At 70.6% G+C, this 18072-nt stretch carries 16 protein-coding genes; 8 read left to right on the top strand and 8 right to left on the bottom strand.

Features of this window, described 5'->3' with window-relative positions; genetic code table 11:
- Positions 1-244: 244 nt before the first annotated feature.
- Positions 245-1735, top strand: coding sequence for an MFS transporter (locus AC3IX6_RS02000; protein WP_489368432.1), 1491 nt, complete (start codon positions 245-247; stop codon positions 1733-1735).
- Between the two features lie 27 nt (positions 1736-1762).
- Here the strand turns inward: AC3IX6_RS02000 and AC3IX6_RS02005 are convergent, their stop codons facing one another.
- Positions 1763-3817 (bottom strand): glycosyl hydrolase family 28-related protein, encoded by a 2055-nt coding sequence (locus tag AC3IX6_RS02005; RefSeq protein ID WP_489368433.1) that lies wholly within the window; start codon positions 3815-3817, stop codon positions 1763-1765.
- Between the two features lie 137 nt (positions 3818-3954).
- Between AC3IX6_RS02005 and AC3IX6_RS02010 the strand changes: the two genes are divergently transcribed.
- Together AC3IX6_RS02010 and AC3IX6_RS02015 are read left to right on the top strand one after the other, a co-directional pair.
- Positions 3955-4611 carry a DUF6629 family protein gene (locus AC3IX6_RS02010; RefSeq protein WP_489368434.1) on the top strand — a complete coding sequence of 219 codons (657 nt, stop codon included), beginning with the start codon at positions 3955-3957 and terminating at the stop codon, positions 4609-4611.
- A 449-nt stretch (positions 4612-5060) separates the two neighbouring features.
- Positions 5061-6716, top strand: coding sequence for a GMC oxidoreductase (locus AC3IX6_RS02015; protein ID WP_351434288.1), 1656 nt, complete (start codon positions 5061-5063; stop codon positions 6714-6716).
- 82 nt (positions 6717-6798) lie between these two features.
- Here the strand turns inward: AC3IX6_RS02015 and AC3IX6_RS02020 are convergent, their stop codons facing one another.
- The 5 genes from AC3IX6_RS02020 to AC3IX6_RS02040 all read right to left on the bottom strand — a co-directional run bounded on the left by AC3IX6_RS02020 (position 6799) and on the right by AC3IX6_RS02040 (position 10913).
- A complete protein-coding gene (locus AC3IX6_RS02020) occupies positions 6799-7278 on the bottom strand; it encodes a carboxymuconolactone decarboxylase family protein (protein ID WP_327302617.1) in 480 nt (159 codons plus the stop codon).
- Positions 7275-8357, bottom strand: coding sequence for an NAD(P)H-dependent amine dehydrogenase family protein (locus tag AC3IX6_RS02025; protein WP_489368435.1), 1083 nt, complete (start codon positions 8355-8357; stop codon positions 7275-7277). Before AC3IX6_RS02025 ends, AC3IX6_RS02020 begins: the two co-directional genes overlap by 4 nt.
- Positions 8358-8421: 64 nt before the next feature.
- Entirely contained in the window at positions 8422-8568 is a 147-nt protein-coding gene (locus tag AC3IX6_RS02030; protein ID WP_489368436.1) for a DUF6126 family protein, read from the bottom strand.
- Between the two features lie 17 nt (positions 8569-8585).
- Entirely contained in the window at positions 8586-9281 is a 696-nt protein-coding gene (locus AC3IX6_RS02035; protein WP_489368437.1) for a helix-turn-helix domain-containing protein, read from the bottom strand.
- Between the two features lie 63 nt (positions 9282-9344).
- Positions 9345-10913: an ATP-dependent DNA ligase gene (locus tag AC3IX6_RS02040; protein WP_489368438.1), complete on the bottom strand. Its 1569-nt coding sequence runs from the start codon at positions 10911-10913 to the stop codon at positions 9345-9347.
- Positions 10914-11780: 867 nt separating this feature from the next.
- Between AC3IX6_RS02040 and AC3IX6_RS02045 the strand changes: the two genes are divergently transcribed.
- Both AC3IX6_RS02045 and AC3IX6_RS02050 read left to right on the top strand, forming a co-directional pair.
- Complete coding sequence (locus AC3IX6_RS02045) at positions 11781-12767, top strand: hypothetical protein (RefSeq protein ID WP_489368439.1); 987 nt, start codon at positions 11781-11783, stop codon at positions 12765-12767.
- Positions 12768-13461: 694 nt separating this feature from the next.
- On the top strand, positions 13462-13902 hold the full coding sequence (locus AC3IX6_RS02050) for a hypothetical protein (RefSeq protein WP_489368440.1): 441 nt from the start codon (positions 13462-13464) through the stop codon (positions 13900-13902).
- Between the two features lie 191 nt (positions 13903-14093).
- Here the strand turns inward: AC3IX6_RS02050 and AC3IX6_RS02055 are convergent, their stop codons facing one another.
- The gene (locus AC3IX6_RS02055) at positions 14094-14354 is read right to left on the bottom strand and encodes a DUF6422 family protein (RefSeq protein ID WP_489368441.1); all 261 of its coding nucleotides are present in this window, start codon (positions 14352-14354) and stop codon (positions 14094-14096) included.
- A 265-nt stretch (positions 14355-14619) separates the two neighbouring features.
- A complete protein-coding gene (locus AC3IX6_RS02060; RefSeq protein ID WP_489368442.1) occupies positions 14620-15258 on the bottom strand; it encodes a PadR family transcriptional regulator in 639 nt (212 codons plus the stop codon).
- A gap of 164 nt (positions 15259-15422) precedes the next feature.
- Here AC3IX6_RS02060 and AC3IX6_RS02065 point away from each other — a divergent pair, with 164 nt between their 5' ends.
- From AC3IX6_RS02065 to AC3IX6_RS02075, 3 genes are all read left to right on the top strand, one after another.
- On the top strand, positions 15423-16361 hold the full coding sequence (locus AC3IX6_RS02065) for an ATP-binding cassette domain-containing protein (protein ID WP_489368443.1): 939 nt from the start codon (positions 15423-15425) through the stop codon (positions 16359-16361).
- Between the two features lie 50 nt (positions 16362-16411).
- Positions 16412-17218, top strand: a complete 807-nt coding sequence (locus tag AC3IX6_RS02070) for an ABC transporter permease (protein WP_489371710.1) — start codon at positions 16412-16414, stop codon at positions 17216-17218.
- A gap of 171 nt (positions 17219-17389) precedes the next feature.
- Entirely contained in the window at positions 17390-17698 is a 309-nt protein-coding gene (locus tag AC3IX6_RS02075; protein WP_489368444.1) for a hypothetical protein, read from the top strand.
- The last annotated feature ends 374 nt before the right edge of the window (positions 17699-18072 follow it).

Genomic DNA, 18072 nt, shown 5'->3' on the forward strand with positions numbered 1-18072 from the left:
CACGTGTGTCTCCTCGTACGCCGTGTGCAGAACGTGCGGAAAGGGTGTGCGTGACGTGCGCGGGTCATGGTGCGGGAGATGTCATGACCCGTACAAGGGTGCCTAATGAGCCGAACCGCTACCGGACCGCGACCGGACGGCCACCGGTTCCGCCGCCGGCCCCGCCGCCGGACCGCCGCCGGACCGCCGCCGGACCGCCCCCGGCCGGGTGGCCGTTCCGGGCCGCGCGGGCCAGCCTGGGGGAATGACCGCCCCCGCCCCGACCCCAGCCCCGGCCCCCGGGGGGCGGCTCGCTACCGCGCAGGGCCGGTGGATCGTGCTGACCACCGTGCTCGGATCCGCCATGGCGCTGCTCGACTCGACCGTGGTCAATGTGGCCCTGCCCGCCATCGGCCGGGATCTCGGCGCCGATCTGGCGGTGCTCCAGTGGACGGTCAACGCCTACCTGCTGACCCTCGCGGGCCTGATCCTGGTCGGCGGGGCCCTCGGGGACCGGTTCGGGCGTCGCCGGATCTTCGTGCTCGGGGTGGTGTGGTTCGCGGTGGGCTCCCTGCTGTGCGGGATCGCCCCGAACGCCGGGGTGCTCATCGCCGCCCGCGCTCTCCAGGGGATCGGAGGGGCGCTGCTGACGCCCGGTTCCCTCGCGCTGATCCAGGGCTCGATCCATCCCGACGACCGGGCCCGCGCGGTGGGGCTGTGGTCGGGGTTCGGCGGGGTGGGCGCGGCCGTGGGGCCGTTCCTGGGCGGCTGGCTGGTGGACGGGCCGGGCTGGCGCTGGGTGTTCCTGCTGAACGTGCCGGTGGCCGCGCTCTGCGTCCCGGTCGCGCTGCGGCACGTACCGGAATCGCGGGATCCGGCGGCGCACGGGCGGTTCGACGTGGCCGGGGCGGTGCTCGGGGCGGCCTCGCTCGCGCTGCTGACCTACGCGCTCATCGAGGCCCGGTCGGGCACCGCGCTGGTGGCGGGCGCCGCCGTGGGCGGCGTCCTGCTGGCCGGGGCCTTCGTGGTGGTCGAGCGGCGGCGGGCCGATCCGATGGTGCCCCCGGACATCTTCTCCTCGCGCCGGTTCACCGCCGTCAATCTGGTCACGCTGTGCGTGTACGCGGCCTTCGGCGGGTTCTTCTTCCTCGTGGTGCTCCAGCTCCAGGTGGTGTCCGGCTACTCCGCCCTCGGCGCCGGGGCCGCCCTGCTGCCCACCACGGCCCTGATGCTGCTGCTGTCGGCCCCCTCCGCGCAGCTCGGGGAGCGGATCGGCCCGCGCATCCCGCTGACCGTGGGGCCGCTGCTGTGCGCGGCGGGGATGCTGCTGATGCTGCGGGTGGGCCCGGAGGCCTCGTACGTACGGGACGTGCTGCCGGCGCTGCTCGTGATGGGCCTGGGCATGGCGGCCCTGGTGGCCCCGCTGACGGCGACCGTCCTGTCCTCGGTGGACCCCGGCCGGGCGGGCCTGGCCAGTGGCATCAACAACGCGGCCGCGCGCGCCGCCGGGCTCCTCGCGGTGGCCGCGCTGCCGCTGCTGGCCGGGATGGGCCCGGACGCGTACCTCTCGGCCGGGGCCTTCGACGCGGCCTTCGGGCGGGCGATGTACTGGTGCGCGGGGGTGCTGGTGGTCGGAGCCGCCGTGGCCTGGGCGACCGTACGCTCCCCCGCGCCCGGGGCCTGTCACCCGCAGTGCCGTACGAACTGCGCGGTGACCGCTCCGCCGCTCGAACCCCCGGGAGCGGCGGAGCGGTAGCCCCTCAGAGATCGCCGGGCCGGGTGTTCACCAGGGGCTCGGCGCCGGCGGGGCGACGACCGGCGGGCGGTCGTCGCAGGTGATGGTGTTGGGCAGTTCCCAGCCGGACAGCCAGGGGCCCGTGGTGCCGCCGCCGTCGTTGCCGCCGCGGTCGACGAGGGTGAACTCCGAGCCGGTGGCGGGGAAGTTGAAGGAACCGCAGTTGTTGACGCCGACGGCCCCGACGCCCCGGGCGTCGACGTTCTCGAAGCTCGCCGAGCCGGCCACGCGCGCGCTGACCACGGAGGTGCCGGTGCCGTCGACGCGGACGTCCTTGAAGTGGACGTTCTCGATGCGGACCTTGTCCTTCACCGGCCAGTCGCTGACCAGCATGATCGCGTTGTAGGTGCTGTCGAGGAAGGAGTTCCCGGTGACCTGGATGTCGGCCTGGTCGATGCTGCGGTCCAGGGCGTAGAACCAGATCGCGCCGAGCCCGATGTTCCAGTTCAGTTCGTACGTGCCGGAGCGCACGGTGGTGTTGCCGTCGATCCGCAGGCTGCCGGTGAAGGGTTCGGCTCCGAAGCGGGAGCCGACGTGCAGGGCGCTGCCCTCGCGGACCGGGTCGGCCACGAGGTTGGCGGTGACGGTGGTGTCGGCGCCGCCGTAGATCGCGATGCCGTTGGCCAGCGTGGGGCTCTGCACGGTGTTGTGGTCGAAGGTGTTGCGGGCGTTCGTGGTCTTCTCCGCCCACATGGCGAGGCCGTCGTCGCCCGTGTTGCGGACGAAGTTGTCCTGGACGAGGGAGTCGGTGACTCCGGTGTGGAAGTTCAGGCCGTCGGCGATCTGGTCGGTGATGACGTTGCGGGTGACCTTCACGTTGCTCATCGGGCCGTCGAACCAGAGGCCGACCTTGGTGTGGTGGATGTAGAGGGAGTCGATGGTGGAGTCGCTCATCGCGCCGCCGACCCCGTTGACCTGGTCGGTGTCCACGCGTTCGCGGACGTCGCCCTCGATGGCGAAGCGGGACAGGTGGACGCCCCGGCTGCCGCCGTCCGCGGCCTCCTTGCCGTAGAAGCCGACGCCCTTGCCCTTGACGGTGGTGTACCAGCTGCCGGCGCCGGTGATGGTGACCCCGTCCACGATGATGTGGCGGTTGACCTGGTAGGTGCCCGGCGGCAGGTAGACCGGGAGCCGGTGGCGCTTGGCGAAGGCGATGGCCCGGTCGATGGCATCGGCGGAGTCCCGGCGGCCCGTCGGGTCGGCGCCGAAGAGGAGAGCGTTGGCGGCGGCCGCCTCCACGTGCGGGGCGCCGACGCGCTGCGAGTCGAGCAGGTCGATCACCGTCCACGCGGCGGGGCTCCCGGCCGGGACGGTGAGCCGGACCTTGTCGCCCGCCCGGTAGGTGCGGCCCAGGAGCAGGCGCTGCTCGTCGTACATGTGGGTGGGGCGGAACGGCTTGGCGATGACCGGCGCCGGGGTGGTGGCCGCCGGGACGCAACCGCACTCGGTGATCCACCAGTCGGGGTGCAGGAGGCCGGCCTGCGGGTCGTTGCTGAAGGGGTACTGGTTGTACAGCCAGGAGTACTGCGAGGTCAGCGTCATGGAGCGGCGGTTCTTGCCGTTGACGGTGACGTCGAGCGGGGCCGTGATGCCGCCACCGGCGGGGGCGTCGGGGAGGCTGTAGCGGACGGTGACGGCGTCGGCCGCCGCGGGCAGGGTGAACTCCACGTACTGGCCCGGGGCCAGCTTCACGGCCTTGCGGCCGGAGGCCTCGGCGGGCAGGGAGTACGCGGTGCGGTCGGGGCCGATGAGCGTGCCGGAGGTGGCGGCGTTCTCCGCCTCCTGCTCGGCGAAGTCCACCCGGGCGCCGCGGCCCTCGGCCAGTGCGGGGTCGAGGGCGGCCCGGGTGACGGCCGTGGGGGCCGCGGGGCCCGCGGCGGCGGGACGGGCCTCGGCCGCGCCCGCGCCCAGGGCGCCGAGGCCGAGGGCGGACGCGGTCAACGCCGCCAGGACGGCGGTGGCCCGTGTGGGGACGGCTCTTCTGCGTGCTGCGCCGGCTGCGGCTGGGTTTGCGGCTCGGCTTGCGGCTCTTCTTGGGGGCATGGCCGGGACAGTAGGACCCCGCACGGAAACACGGCAAGACTCGTGCAGGATTCTTCTCCTTCCTGTCGAATTTTTCCAAAGATCCGTGGTGTGGCAGACGTGACCACCTCGGCCTACCGTGGGATCGGGAGGGCGCCATGTGCTGGAGCGCGACGGCCGATCTGACGGCGGGCACGGTCATCACCGCCGTCGGGATCGCCTGCCTGGCCCGGACCCGGCGCGCCCGGGACCTGCCCGTCGCGGCGCTCCCGCTGATCCTCGGCGCGCACCAGCTGATCGAGGCGGCCGTCTGGCGCTCCGGCGGCGGCTGCGGCCCGGCCACCACCGCCTGGGCGGTCATCGCCCTCCCGCTGCTGCCCGTATGGGTGCCGCTCGGGGTGCTGCTCGCCGCCGCGCCCGAGCTCAGGCCCAGGCTCCGGCTGCCGGCCGCCGCCGGAACCGCCACCGGCGCGTACCTCGCGTACTGCCTGGCGACCCGCCCGGTGAGCGCCGAGATCCGCGGCCACACCCTCGGGTACGGCGTGAACCTTCCGTGGATGCCCCTGGCCCTGGCGGGCTACCTGTTCGCCACGCTCGGCACCCTGCTCCTCTCGGGGGACCGCCGGCTGCGCCTCCTCGGCTCCCTCCTGGCGGCCGGGGCCCTCGTCTGCGCCGCCCTGTGGAGGCTGGAGTTCGCTTCCACCTGGTGCGCCTTCGCGGCGGCCGCCTCGACGCTGATCCTGGTCTGGACCGGCGACCGCCCGCGTTCCCCTTCTGTACGCGAGGGCGCCCGGCGGGGTGCGCCGAGCCTGTAACACCGGCCCGGGGGCGGAACAGGAGCGCCTGTCGAAGGTAAAAAGATTCGCGCGCCGATCACGGGCCCACCTTGCGGTTTGTCGCTTTTCGGCCTCGGAGCCCGCGGGATGCAGCCATGGCGGAGTGGCTGGATGCGCCGAGGACCCCGCCACCCCGGGGCGGCGGGGCATCCCGTAACGCGTTCGACTTCTGACGTGGTGGATTCGAGCGGACGCACCCCGCCCGCGGGCCCCTCCGCGGGGCGGTTTCCGTCACTGCGGGATCGCCGGCCGTGCACAGCGGGTGGTCGTTCCCAGCGTCCGATGGGACCTTCGCCGGCCCTCCGCGGGCCGCGAACCGACGCCGCCCACGGCCACCGCCGGCGAAAGACGCCTTGACGTATCTAGTGACTTCGCAAGCACTCGGCAGTAGAACTCGTTCTCATTCCGCCTAGAGTGAGGAAGCTCACATGAGCGACAAAGGCCTGCACAAAACGAACCAGAACGGCGTATCCCGTCGAGGATTTCTCGGTAGAACGGGTTCCATCCTGGGTGCAATGGCCCTCGCCGGTCAGATCGCCCCGTCCCAGGCCCAGGCCGCCACGGCCGGCGCGGCCGCCGCCGGCCCGATCGACAACGGAGCGCACGTACCGGCCCTCGTGATCGGTACCGGGTACGGCGGTTCCGTCGCCGCCCTGCGGCTCGCCCAGGCCGGGGTCGACGTCCACATGATCGAAATGGGCATGGCCTGGGACACCCCCGGCTCGGACGGCAAGATCTTCTGCAATACGACCACCCCGGACTACCGCGCGTACTGGCTCCGGACCAAGACCAAGGCGCCGCTGAGCAACTTCCTGGGCTTCCCCATCGACAAGGCCGTCCCGCGCTACACCGGCATCCTGGACGCCGAGGAGATGGGCGGGATCATCGTCTACCAGGGCCGCGGCGTCGGCGGCGGCTCCCTGGTCAACGGCGGCATGGCGGTCACCCCGAAGCGCGCGAACTTCGGCGCCGTCCTGCCGACCGTGAACGCGGACGAGATGTACGACACCTACTACCCGCGCGCCAACGCGGGCCTCGGGGTCAGCCTGATCGACCCGGCCTGGTTCGAGAGCGTCGACTGCTACCAGTTCTCCCGCGTGGGCCGCAAGCACGCCCAGCGGGCCGGGTTCCCCTTCGTCTTCGTCCCGGACGTATACGACTGGGACTACATGAAGCAGGAAGCGGCCGGGACCGTCCCCAAGTCCGCCGTCGCCGGTGAGATCCTCTACGGCAACAACGCCGGCAAGAAGTCCCTCCAGCAGACCTACATCGCCCAGGCGAAGGCCACCGGCAAGGTCACCATCTCGCCCCTGCACAAGGTGACTTCGGTCTCCCCGGCCTCCGGCGGCGGGTACACGGTCGTCATCGACCAGATCAACACCACCGGCGACACCGTCGGCACCAAGACCGTCGTCGCGGACAAGGTGTTCTTCGCGGCCGGCAGCGTCGGCACCAGCAAGCTGCTCGTCCGGCTCAAGGCCACCGGCGCCCTGCCCAACCTGAACAACGAGATCGGCAAGGGCTGGGGCGACAACGGCAACGTCATGTGCGGCCGGGCCAACCACATGTGGGACGCCACCGGCAAGGTGCAGGCCTCCATCCCCTGCGGCGGCATCGACAACTGGGACGCGGGCGGCGCCTTCGCCGAGGTGGCGCCGCTGCCGACCGGCATCGAGACGTACGCCTCGTTCTACCTGTCGATCACGAAGAACCCGAACCGCGCGGAGTTCACGTACAACGCCTCGACGGGCGGGGTCGAGCTGAACTGGCAGACGGCGTGGAAGGCACCGTCCATCGCCATGGCGAAGACCATCTTCGACAAGATCAACTCGAAGGAGGGGACGATCTACCGGACCGACCTCTTCGGCACCAACAAGATCTGGGGCGACCACCTCACCTACCACCCCCTCGGTGGCGCGGTCCTGGACAAGGCCACCGACAACTACGGCCGCCTGCACGGCTACACCGGCCTGTACGTCATCGACGGCGCGCTGATCCCCGGCAACACCAGCGTCAACCCGTTCGTCACCATCACCGCGCTCGCCGAGCGCAACATCGAGAAGATCATCGCCACCGACCTGTAGGGGCGGCGGACAGCACGAAGGCCGGGGCCGTCGGATTCTCCGACGGCCCCGGTCCCGTGTGCGCACCGCACGCGCCCCGCGCTCAGTGGCCCGGCAGCACGCAGACACTGTCGAGGCCGAGCACGTGGTTGAGCCGGCCGAAGGCCAGCCAGGAGCCGATGCTCATCGTCAGCTCCACGATCTCCACCTGGCTGTAGCGGGCCGTCATCCGGTCCCAGAACTCCTCGTCCAGGCCGTGGTGGTCCAGGCAGTACCGCTCCGCGTACTCCGCCGCGAGCCGGGTGCGCTCGTCGAAGCGGTCCGTGGTGCGCCAGTCGGTGACGGCCTCGGGGAACTCGTCCTCGACCTTCTCCCCGTCCCGGTCCGTGCGCCAGTCCAGGCAGAAGACGCAGCCGTTGATCTGCGCGACGCGCAGCCGGGCCGCCTCGAACTCCCGCAGTCCCAGGGTGGTGTGGGCGTACACCGACAGGGAGAAGTTGGCGGCGGCCATGCCGATGCCGGGGACCAGGTCGCCCCACACGTACTCGATGGGGTGCTGGCCTTCGGGTATGTCGATCCTCATGACAGTTTCCTTCCGAGTTTGCCGACGGCGGGGCGCAGGGGGACGTCCAGGGCGTCGTAGAGCCCCGGTTCGGCCTCCACCAGCCAGTCGATGGCTCCGACGAGGCGTCCGACGGCGGTGGCGTTGCCTCCGGCGGAGCGGTTCTCGCCCTCGTCGGTGGCCTCGATGGTGACCTCGATGTGCGGGCGGCCCTCGATGATCACCCGGTGGGCGCCGTCGCCGCCGTCGGGCGGGGTCGGCCAGTCGGGGGCGCAGGAGGCGTGGATGCGGGTGACGTGCTCGATGACGATGCGGGGTTCGCCCTCGACGATCCCCTGCACCTCGAAGCGGACGGCGCCCTGGGTGCCTCCTTCGAACTCCCCCATCGTGCGCGTGGCGACGGTGGTGTCGAGGGCGCGGCGCTCCACGGTCTCGCGTATGTCGTCGAGTTCGACGCCCAGCGCCCGGGCCATCATCCGGATCTGCCCGCCCCACACCATGCTCGGGATGGACGGCATGAGCATCATCGGCTCGTAGTCCATGGGCTGGCCCATGCCGATGAGGTAGCGGACGGAGTCCGGCTGGTCGTAGGTGGAGTAGTCGAAGATCTCCTGGCAGCGGATGACGTCGATCCGGGTGCCGAGCCCGCTGAGCAGCAGCGGGAGCACGTCGTTGCCCCAGCCGGGGTCGACGCCGGAGGCGAAGAGCGAACCGCCGCCCTCCGCGACCGCGGCGGTCACCGGATCGAGGAACTCCGGTGGGGCGCTGCGATAGTCGTAGAGCGGATAGAGGGCGGGGCTCACGACGACGGCGCCGGAGCGGATCGCCCGGGTGATGTCGGCGAGCGCGTCGTCGGGGCGGATGTCGCCGGACGCCGCGTAGACGACCGCCTGCGGGCGGGCCGCGAGGACCGCCTCTATGTCGTCGGTGGCCGCGACGCCCGTCTCGTAGTCGAGTTCGCCGAGTTCACCGGCGTCGCGGCCGACCTTTTCTGGATTGTGGACGATGACGGCGGCCAACTTCAGCGCCGGATGGGCCTCTACGGCACGGATGGCCAAACGGCCGACGTTGCCGGTACCCCAGACAACCGTGGAAATCATGCGCGGAGGGTAGCTTCAGGACCTGTAGGTTCCTAGAGCCGTGTACGGAAATTCCGGCCCGCTGTCACTGGTTTTGCGCACCCAGCACGAAGAGCAGGTAGACGAAGAACGCGAACAAGTGACCTACGAACAAGTAGGCGACGAGCCGGATGATGAGACCGCGCGGGAACTTCGACTGCTGCACTTGCTTCGTGCCCTGTGAATCGGACATGGCGTACGGCTCCTCGCCTATCGGTGGTATGTGGTCGTGCCGGTACCGCCGCCGAGGCACAGGCCGGCGAGGCTGCTCTGCAGCAGGGTGTGGACGAACAGCAGCTCCGCCCCGGCGGCCGAGGCCGCGCTGATCCGGTGCGCGGTGAGCGAGTCGAAGTGGGCGCTGTCCCCGGGCTCCAGCAGGTGCTCGGTCTCCCCCAGGTGCAGCCGCAGCCGCCCCTGCAGCACGTACAGCCACTCCTCCCCCGGATGGACGCGGACCAGCTCGCCCTGGCTGCGGCCGTTGGGGACGTGCACGCGCAGCGCCTGCATCCCGCGGCCGGAGCCGCCGGCCTGCCAGTACGTCCAGCCGTCCGCCTCGCGGGCGCCGGGGCCGCCGGCCCGTACGATGGGATCGGCGACGGCCGGGGTCTCCCCGAGCAGCTCCGAGACCGTCGTGCCGTACGTGCGGGCGAGCCCGAGCAGCAGCGGCAGCGAGGGCTGGCGGCGGCCGGTCTCCAGCCGCGACAGGTGCGCCGGCGAGAGCCGGGCCCGGGCGGCGGCGGCCTCCAGGGTCAGCCCGGCCCGGCGGCGCAGATCGCGCAGCTGCGGGGCCACGGTGGGCAGCTCGGCGTCGGGGGCGGTGGCACCGGGGACGGTGGCACTGAGGGCGGTGGCACTGGGGTCTGGGTCGGCCGCTTCGCCGGGGCCGGGGGCAGGACCGGTTGTCATGCCCCGATTGAGCCAGAAACTTACCTGCCTGGCAATCCGCTTTGCCTCTGAGGTAAACCGGCCTTACGGGGCGTCGCCGGATCCCGTTTCGGCGCCGGGTCCGGTGGGGCCGCCGAGCACCGTCTCCACCGTGTCCGCGTCCTGCGCCCGCTTGTCGGGGCGGTGGCGCAGGACCCGCGCGAAGCGCAGCGCGACCCCGGCCGGGTAGCGCGGGGAGCGCTGCAGGCCGTCGTAGGCGATCTCCACCACCAGTTCGGGGCGCACCCGGACCGTGTGGCCGTCGTCCTCGACCGCGAGCTCGCCGAGCCGCTCGGTCTGCCAGCGCAGCATCGCGTCGGTCAGTCCCTTGAAGGTCTTTCCGAGCATCGCGTATCCGCCGTCGGCGGTCCGGGCGCCCAGGTGCAGATTGGACAGGAGGCCGGTGCGCCGGCCGTGGCCCCGTTCGACGGCGAGCACGACCAGGTCCAGGGTGTGCACCGGTTTCACCTTGAGCCAGTGCTTGCCGCGCCGGCCGGCCGCGTAGACGGAGTCGAGGGCCTTGACCATCACGCCCTCGTGCCCCCGGCTCAGGGTCCGCGTCCAGAACTCCTGCGCCTCGGCCGCCTGCGCCGCCGGGTCCTCGACCACGAGCCGGCCGACCCGGAACTCCTCCGGCACCAGGGCGGTGAGCGCCGCGTACCGTTCGCGCACCGGCAGGTCGAGGAGCACGCGGTCCCCCGCCACCAGCACGTCGAAGAAGTGCGGGACGACCGGAAGGGTCCGCCGTGCGGCCTCGACGTCGGCGCGCGAGCCGACCCGGCTCGCCACCTCCTGGAACGGCACCGGCCGCCCGTCCGCCGGGGAGCGTCCGATGACCTCCCCGTCGAGGATGAACCGGTCCCCCGGGAAGGACCGGGCCAGCTCGGCCACTTCCGGCAGCCGGCCGGTGATCTCGTCGAGGGAGCGCGTGTACACCCGTACGTCGTCCCCCTCGCAGTGGACCTGCACGCGGATCCCGTCGAGCTTCTCCTCCACCGCACACGGCCCGAGCGCGGCCAGGGCCTCGGCCACCGACTTGGCGGTGTTCGCCAGCATGGGCTGTACGGGCTGCCCCACGCGCAGGGTGACCTCACGCAGGGCCGCCGCCCCCTCGGCGAGCACGGCCGCCGCCACCCGGGGCAGGGAGCCGTCGAGCATCGCCGCCCGGCGCAGGTCGGCAGCGGGCACCCCGGCCGCGGCGGCCACCCCGTCCAGGGCCACGGCGTCGAGCGCGCCCTGGCGCACCTCCCCGCCGAGCAGGCTGCGCAGGAACCGCTGCTCGGCCTCGGTGGCGGCGCCGAGCAGGCCGTCCAGGATCCGGCGGCGTTCGGCCTGGGCGCCGGCCCCGGCCACGGCGGCGAGCCGGGTCACCGCCTCGTCGACGGCGGTCACGGTCAGGGTGGGTTCGGCGGCCGGTTCGGTCTCCCCGGCCAGCGCGCGCCAGCCGATGCCCGGGCGGCCCTGCGGGAGCCGCCCGGCGAGGTAGGAGACGACCAGCGCCGCTTCCCCGGCGGGCGCGGCGGCGAACAGCTCTGCGAGCAGGGCGGTCTTCCCCGACCTGGCGGAGGTCGCGGCGACCTCCCGGGACACGCGCGCGACCTCGGCGAGCAGCATGCGGCCATCCTCCTGCCGGGCGGCTCCCGGCGCAGCCCGGCACACTTAATTGCTGCTCCGCCGCGAAGCCGCTCGCCAGGACGCAGGAGCCGGGGACGTGGTCGGCGGCCTGGGCGAGCATCGGCTCGAAGGGTGCAGTCAGGACCACTCGGGATGGCCTCCTTCACCGCCGCTCCGGGCCTGGCACCACCAGCCTCCCCCGCTGGTCCCGGAGGCGCGACAGGCAGAGCCACAAGGCCCTGCTGCGTCAGGCTCCCGGGCGTACCGGCTTCTGCTGGGCCGCAACCACGAGGACTCTGCATTCCTGGCAGAGCGGGTTCTCTGGGCGGAATCGTGTGGCGCGAGGCGGAGCACGACGTCATGACGAAGCTCAGAGCCGGTGCAACTAACCCTGGCCAGTGCCACAGGTGTGGTGCCATCGGCGATTCCGTTGAGTCTTGGGACCAGCGGCCCGGCGGCCCGGCGGCCTGACTCGGCCGGCGTTTGATGCGGTGGGGGGCCTGGCCCCGTCTGGGCAGACGGCTCATTCGGGTGAAGCGTTCATTCGATCACCTCGTGGTGCGCCGCCGAGCGGTACACCGGGCTTTATGACAACGGGAGAGCTCGATCAGCAGGTCAGGACTCAGACCGACCACACCGCTGTGCCTCTGGCAGGGGCTTCATCGGTGGTGCGGTGCGCCACTGGCCTGGTCACTTCGACGATGGGCTCGTTGCCGTCACCAGCCTTCGGCGCGGCGGGCAGCCTTCGCTCTCCGGTGTGCGTGGACGTCTTGAACTAAGGACACTGCCGACCTGTTCTTCCTCATGGGCGGCGACGGCTACGTGGCGGGCACACCGCAGACCCACGAGACGAACCTCTGGCCCCTCATGCGTGACGTCACAGCCAGGACCGACGCCGGAGAAGGAGCCCGCATCGACTACTCGGACTGGGCGAAGAAGAACGACACGACGGCCGCGGAGGTGGTGACCTACGTCTGCCGGGACTCCATCCAGTGGGCGGCCGACTGGTGCGGCGAACGCTACGCCGACCAGCCGACATTCCTCCGCTACACCGCTCTGACCACGATCTGCGACGACATCTGCATTCCGCCGCTGGACCTCGTGCGCGATGGGTTCCGCAGGTACGGCCGATCGGTCGGCGAGATCATCGCCGCCATGGACGAGGAGGGCTGGGGGCACGACGCTGTACACGCGCTGCTCGCCCTGGTCCGCCCATACCTGTTCCAATACGCCGAGAAGCTCGACCACACGCCGACCCGGGGCCGTGCCGACCTGCACACCCGGCTCAACAACTCGTCCGGTGTATGGGACGCCGTCATCTACCGCACGTACTCCGCCAACACCTACGGATGTCTCATCGGAGTAGCGCGCCTGTACGACGCCGGCCCCGCGTCGTTCACCTGGCTGATGGACAGCGCCATCGCCGACGGCATGTCCATGGACTTGTGCAAGTCCGCGATGGACGTCTACCGGCTCGACGCCCACCAGCCCACCGCCAACGAGCATCTTGCTTCGCGCAGGCAGACGGCCTACCGCTCGGTCTACCTCGACCTCATTGACGATCTCGGGGCCAGTGGGGCGCACGACGCCCTCGTGCACTACGGCCGGGCCGGTTTTCTGTACGTTCAGATCCAGGACCGCTACCACGAACGCCGACTGGGCAGCCGTATCCCGCTGCGGCCGGCGGTATCCGAGCGGCTGCACAGCTTGTTCGGTGACGAGCCGGTGGACCCCTTGACCGAGCACCGGTTCCAGGCTCAGCGCACCACCATCCCGGCCGCCGCGACGGGACCGGTACTCGGCGGGCCGACCGGTCTGGGCACATCAGCAGCCAGAATCATCGTCCCGCGCTGACGAAGCACGTGGCCACGCAACAAGCCCCTAGGAGGCAGGCGGCGACCACCCGCAGTACGAAGGCCAGGATCAGGGCAGGCCGTTCGGACAACGTGGGATTGGGGCGTCGTTGCGCGCCGCGCACCAGCCGGGCCAGGGCTACGAGCTTCCTCGTTCGAGGAGAAGCTGATGGCGAACCTGCGACGGTTCATCTCGTAGGACGAGGTCATCACGTTCGGGAAGGCGTACGGCGCCGAGCGAGGCCACCTCAGTGACCCTCTCGCCGGGCTCCCACGGTTCTCCGAACTCCCTGGCGGTGTACGCGCGCCGACACGGCGAGGAGGGCGAGTTCACCGAGTTCCTGAGCGTGGGCGCCTTCATCAGCCCGGCGGGCGGCCTCGACCGCCGAAACCGCGTCGGCGAACGTCGACGGCGCCGCATCCGGCATCACCGGGTCGTCCGCGAGCCCGACCAGAGCGCCCGTGAAGTACCGGCGCGCACGGCCTCCGCCCGCCCCGCGAACGCCCGCAGCCACCCACGGACCGTGCCCTCCGCCAGCAGCACGTGCGTAACCTTGCAGCCCGGGCAACGAGTACGGCGCGGCCGCAAACAGCCGGGCCCCAGATCTAATCCGTTTCGTCTGGATGGTGCGAGCTCGGACAATGGAAGAGCTGGAAGGAGCGACTCTCCAAGATCGAAGCAGGTTGCTGAGGCAATGACTGAAATGCCATCCACCATGCAGATGGTCACCTTTGCGGCCTGGCGGGACGATTCCCTTCACACGGGCGGCCCGGCTGATCGCCGCCACGTCACCCTGGCTGAGCTTCTGGTCCGACTGGGGAGTTACGGACTCGGGCTGACATGGAAGGCTCAGATGTTCGACGAGCAGCCACACCCGGCGTTTGCTCGGATGATGAAGGCGTCAGCCGGCACCGGAATCCCCACCCTTCAGTTGCTGGCCATGGACGCGCCTTACCTGCAGGCGATCGACGGCGACTTCGAGGGCTATGCGGGCAACGAACTCGTACTGACCCTGAGGGAGTTCGACAGTTCCAGCTGGGATGTCCGCACAGCCGACGCCTGGGTGCTGAGTGAGATCCAACGGCGATACCCCGACGCCAGGCCAATGACCTCAGACGAATGGGACTCGAACTGATTCCCTGAGGATGGAGCCACGTAGTCAGCAGCACCGGCGCCGCGGCTGGCGGCCGGACGACGGAGAGGTCGGCGGTCGCCGGTCCTCCCCCGCGTACCGAGAGCGCGCGGGGTCGGGACCCGCTCGACGGCCGCCCGCACCCGGCCCGGATCCGGGAACCGGTATGGCCCCGACGAGTCCGGGCTCCAGAGTCACTCTACGTTTTCGTGGCTTTCCAAGTCGTGCCTGCATGTGGGCCGCCCGCACTTGAAAGTGTCATCGGACAGACCTCCGGGGAACTTGAAGAAGGCGCAGCTACACAGGCTGCACGGCGACAGGTTGTCCTCGGTGGGCTCCACGCCCGCCTCAAGGAGACGGGACCGAGCGCTGGCGTAGGCGGTGGCGACACTCCGCATTGCGTCGTGCACGACCTTCTGCTGCTCTTCGGTTAGGTTTCTCTCGCCATGGGACATGTTGCCTCCCCAGCATCGTCTGAGAGACGGCCCTTGTCCCCAAGGTCCTGCAGGCGGTCCACACCCGCAACCGGGGACGCCAGGCACCAGCGCACGCCCGCCCCGCCCAGCCGCCCTCGCACCGCATTGCCGAACGTCGCCGGCGAACCGGACCGGGCCCACGCCGGCGCTCGCCTGCGCGAGGCCGCCTGGGACATCGACGCCGGTCTGCCGACCCGTAGCCCGTAGCTGCTGCGCTCACACCCGCCGCCGCCAGGGTGCGTCACTACCGGTTGTCCTCCGGGTGCGGCCCCGTCGCGTACGGGTTCGGCTCGTCGTCCGCGAGGACGCCCACGAAGGGTTCGCCTTCCCCCGCGAAGGTGTACGCACCGCCCTCGATTCGCGCGATCAGGCTGTGCGTCCATTCCGCTTCACTGTCTGCGGAATGCACCCACATGTTCATGATCTCGCCGATGTGCCCGAGCTGTTCGGGCCCGTTCTCCGGTACGTAGTACTCGGTGACCCCGGCCCGCCACTGCTCAAGGCCCCTGATGCGCTCCTTGAGGAGTGCGACAGCCTCGGCTCGCGGCAGGTCGACGATGAATCCGATGCCGGCCGAGAGCATGTCCATCTTCTGGTCGTACGAGGTCAGAGCCTGGCGCAGCAGTGCGAGGTACTCCTCGGCTCCCTTCTCGGTGATCTCGTACTCGACGCGGGGCGGGCCGCCGACGGCGCTCGGCGCGACCTCGTGCGCGATGAGGAGCCCTTGCTTCGCCATCTGCTTGAGCGCGTGGTAGATCGAGCCCGGCTTGGCGTTGGACCACTCGTGGGCGCCCCAGAATTCCAGGTCGTTGCGCACCTGGTAGCCGTGGGCCCGTCCGTGCTGACGCACCGCGCCGAGGACCAGCAGCCGGATCGCTGACATGGGCGTCCCCCCTCTAGGTAATTTTGACTAGATTACCTCTCCGCGAGTTGACCAGCTCCACGGTTCCCGTCGATTTCTCGCCCTAATCAAGTTTGACTAACCGGTCGGAGTGGCCTACCTTCGAGGATCTAGTCAAGTTTGATCAATGAGTGGAGGAGGTTGCCTTGTCTGACCACGATCTGGCGATCGTCGTCGAAGGTGTCCGGAAGAAGTACGGGGACAAGCAGGCCCTCGACGGCCTCGATCTCACGGTCCGAGCGGGGACCGTCCAGGGGATTCTCGGCCCGAACGGCGCCGGCAAGACCACGGCCGTACGCATCATGTCCACGCTGCTGCGTCCCGAGGAGGGGCGTGTCCAGGTGGCGGGCATCGACGTGAGGACCCGGGCCGGCGAGGTGCGCTCACGGATCGGGCTGCTCGGCCAGAACGCCGCCGTCGACGAGGAGCTCAGCGGCCGCCAGAACCTGGAAATGTTCGGCCGGCTCTACCACCTCGGCGCCCGCCGTGCGGGCGCCCGGGCCGATGAGCTCTTGGCCCGGTTCGGGCTCGCGGACACCGGCAAGAAGGCCGTCAAGCAGTACAGCGGCGGCATGCGGCGTCGGCTCGACCTCGCGGCCTCCCTCATTTCCCAGCCGCAAGTGCTCTTCCTGGACGAGCCCACGACCGGGCTCGACCCCCGCGGCCGTACGGAGGTATGGAGCGCGGTGCGTTCCCTGGTCGGCGGCGGCACGACCGTCCTGCTGACCACGCAGTACCTGGAGGAGGCCGACCAGCTGGCCGACCAGATCGCGGTGATCAACCACGGGAAGGTCATCGCCGAGGGCACGGCAGACCAGCTGAAGACCAAGACGGGCGGCGACCGCATCGACGTGGTCCTGCACGACGCCGGCCAACTGGCCCGCACGGCCACGCTCCTGCCCGGTGAAGTCACGGTGGACGAGGACCGGCGGATGGTCAGCGCCTCGGTCAGCGACCGCATGGCGGCGCTGACGGAGACCGTGCGGGCGCTCGAGGCGGCCGGCATCGAGGCCGAGGACATCGCCGTACGCCGGCCGACGCTCGACGAGGTCTTCATGCACCTGACCAAGGAGGACGCCGCATGAGCACGACGCACGATGTGGACACGACGTACGGTGTCAACACGACGCACGGCATGAGCACGATGCCCGGCACAGGCTCGAAGCTGGGCTGGGCGGCCGCCGATTCCTGGACGATGACCCGACGCGAGCTGGCGCACTGGGCGCGCCAGCCCGTACAGGTGATCGTCGGGCTGGTCTTCCCGGTGATGATGCTGCTGATGTTCAGCTACCTCATCGGCGGCGGACAGGGCGTCCAGGGCGACTTCAAGGCCTACCTCGTCCCCGGCATGCTCACCATGACCATGGCCTTCGGCCTGGAAGCAACGATGCTCTCGGTGACCCAGGACCTCGGCAAGGGGGTCATCGACCGGTTCCGGTCCATGCCGATGAACTCCGGCGCGGTCCTGGTCGGGCGGAGCGTCGCCGACATGCTCCAGTCGGTGGTCGGCCTCACCGTGATGATCGCGGTCGGATACGCGATCGGCTGGCGCTGGCACGAGGGCTTCGCCGCCTTCCTGGGCGCGGTGGGACTGCTGTTGCTGCTGCGCTTCGCGATGCTGTGGATCGGCATCCACCTGGCCATGGTCGCGGGCAAGCCGGAACTGGTGCAGGCCGTACAGATCCTGGTCTGGCCCGTCAGTTTCCTCTCCAACGCCATCGCCTCACCCGAATCGATGCCCTCCTGGCTCGGCGCGATCGTGGAGTGGAACCCGATGTCCGCGACGGCCACCGCGGTACGCGGCCTGTTCGGCAACCCGGGCGCGGCCGGCGACTCCTGGGCCGCGACGCATGCGGAACTCCTCGCCGTGGCCTGGCCGGTAGCGCTGGTCGCGGTGTTCTTCCCGCTCGCCGTCAAGCGCTTCCGCAACCTCAGCCGCTGACGAACCCGGCCCCGCTCTCCGATCCGTTTCACCGGATCGCAGTCCGGGGCCGGCCCGGCGATCGCCCGCTACGTCTCTGGACGCTGCCGTCCGCGCCCTCAGAGATGCCAGCGAGGTCATATGTCGGACCGTCGTCTGGCGATGTCGGTGGCGCCTTCTACCCTTCCTTCCATGTCGGTCAACATTGATCTCGCCTTCACCGTTACCGGTGTCACGGGTGAGCCGCAGGCCTGGGAGATCGTCCGTGCTCTCGAGGAGCTGCTGCGTGAGGAGTCCCTCATCCTCCAGGTGTCGTTGGGGGTGGCGGTGGACGACGACGGCGCGTTCTTCGTGTCCGGCGAATCCGACTTTCCGCTGGGGATCAGCCGCTTCTACCTGTGGCGGCCGCATTTCGAAGGGCTCTTCGCGGCGACCGTCGCAGAGGTAGCTGCCGGTGCGAGCGGGACGGTTCAGTGGGGCTATCCCGACGAGGAGTACTGATTTCCGACCGGCGTCGGGGACTCTGCTGCCCTGATGGAGCTCGGTGAATCTCCCCACGCGTCGGTTGGGCTAGGTCAGACCTGCTCGCCGCGGTCGCTGCCGGGCGAGGGGCAAGGCGGCGGTGTCTACAGCAACGGCGGCACGGTCACCGTCGTACCAGGCAGCGTCACCAAGAACACCCCGAACGACTGCGCCGCGTTTGAGGCGCGGGGTCTGGGCGGAGCCCCAGCGCGGCGGAGCCGCGGAATGCCGCACAGCCGGGAAGGGGTGGGGTGGGGTGGGGTGGGGTGGGGGAAAATATCGCCCCCCGGCCCCGACCCCGGCCCGCCGCATACCGCAGGCGCGGTACGACGACCGACCGGTGTAGTCCTTGA

Source organism: Streptomyces sp. GL_141 (assembly GCF_057834385.1).

Excerpts from the sequence above, each read along its gene's own strand:
- AC3IX6_RS02000 (WP_489368432.1), top strand. The coding sequence starts at position 245 with ATGACCGCCCCCGCCCCGACCCCAGCCCCGGCCCCCGGGGGGCGGCTC.
- AC3IX6_RS02005 (WP_489368433.1), bottom strand. The coding sequence starts at position 3,817 with ATGCCCCCAAGAAGAGCCGCAAGCCGAGCCGCAAACCCAGCCGCAGCC.
- AC3IX6_RS02010 (WP_489368434.1), top strand. The coding sequence starts at position 3,955 with ATGTGCTGGAGCGCGACGGCCGATCTGACGGCGGGCACGGTCATCACC.
- AC3IX6_RS02015 (WP_351434288.1), top strand. The coding sequence starts at position 5,061 with ATGAGCGACAAAGGCCTGCACAAAACGAACCAGAACGGCGTATCCCGT.
- AC3IX6_RS02020 (WP_327302617.1), bottom strand. The coding sequence starts at position 7,278 with ATGAGGATCGACATACCCGAAGGCCAGCACCCCATCGAGTACGTGTGG.
- AC3IX6_RS02025 (WP_489368435.1), bottom strand. The coding sequence starts at position 8,357 with ATGATTTCCACGGTTGTCTGGGGTACCGGCAACGTCGGCCGTTTGGCC.
- AC3IX6_RS02030 (WP_489368436.1), bottom strand. The coding sequence starts at position 8,568 with ATGTCCGATTCACAGGGCACGAAGCAAGTGCAGCAGTCGAAGTTCCCG.
- AC3IX6_RS02035 (WP_489368437.1), bottom strand. The coding sequence starts at position 9,281 with ATGACAACCGGTCCTGCCCCCGGCCCCGGCGAAGCGGCCGACCCAGAC.
- AC3IX6_RS02040 (WP_489368438.1), bottom strand. The coding sequence starts at position 10,913 with ATGCTGCTCGCCGAGGTCGCGCGCGTGTCCCGGGAGGTCGCCGCGACC.
- AC3IX6_RS02045 (WP_489368439.1), top strand. The coding sequence starts at position 11,781 with ATGCGTGACGTCACAGCCAGGACCGACGCCGGAGAAGGAGCCCGCATC.
- AC3IX6_RS02050 (WP_489368440.1), top strand. The coding sequence starts at position 13,462 with ATGACTGAAATGCCATCCACCATGCAGATGGTCACCTTTGCGGCCTGG.
- AC3IX6_RS02055 (WP_489368441.1), bottom strand. The coding sequence starts at position 14,354 with ATGTCCCATGGCGAGAGAAACCTAACCGAAGAGCAGCAGAAGGTCGTG.
- AC3IX6_RS02060 (WP_489368442.1), bottom strand. The coding sequence starts at position 15,258 with ATGTCAGCGATCCGGCTGCTGGTCCTCGGCGCGGTGCGTCAGCACGGA.
- AC3IX6_RS02070 (WP_489371710.1), top strand. The coding sequence starts at position 16,412 with ATGAGCACGATGCCCGGCACAGGCTCGAAGCTGGGCTGGGCGGCCGCC.
- AC3IX6_RS02075 (WP_489368444.1), top strand. The coding sequence starts at position 17,390 with ATGTCGGTCAACATTGATCTCGCCTTCACCGTTACCGGTGTCACGGGT.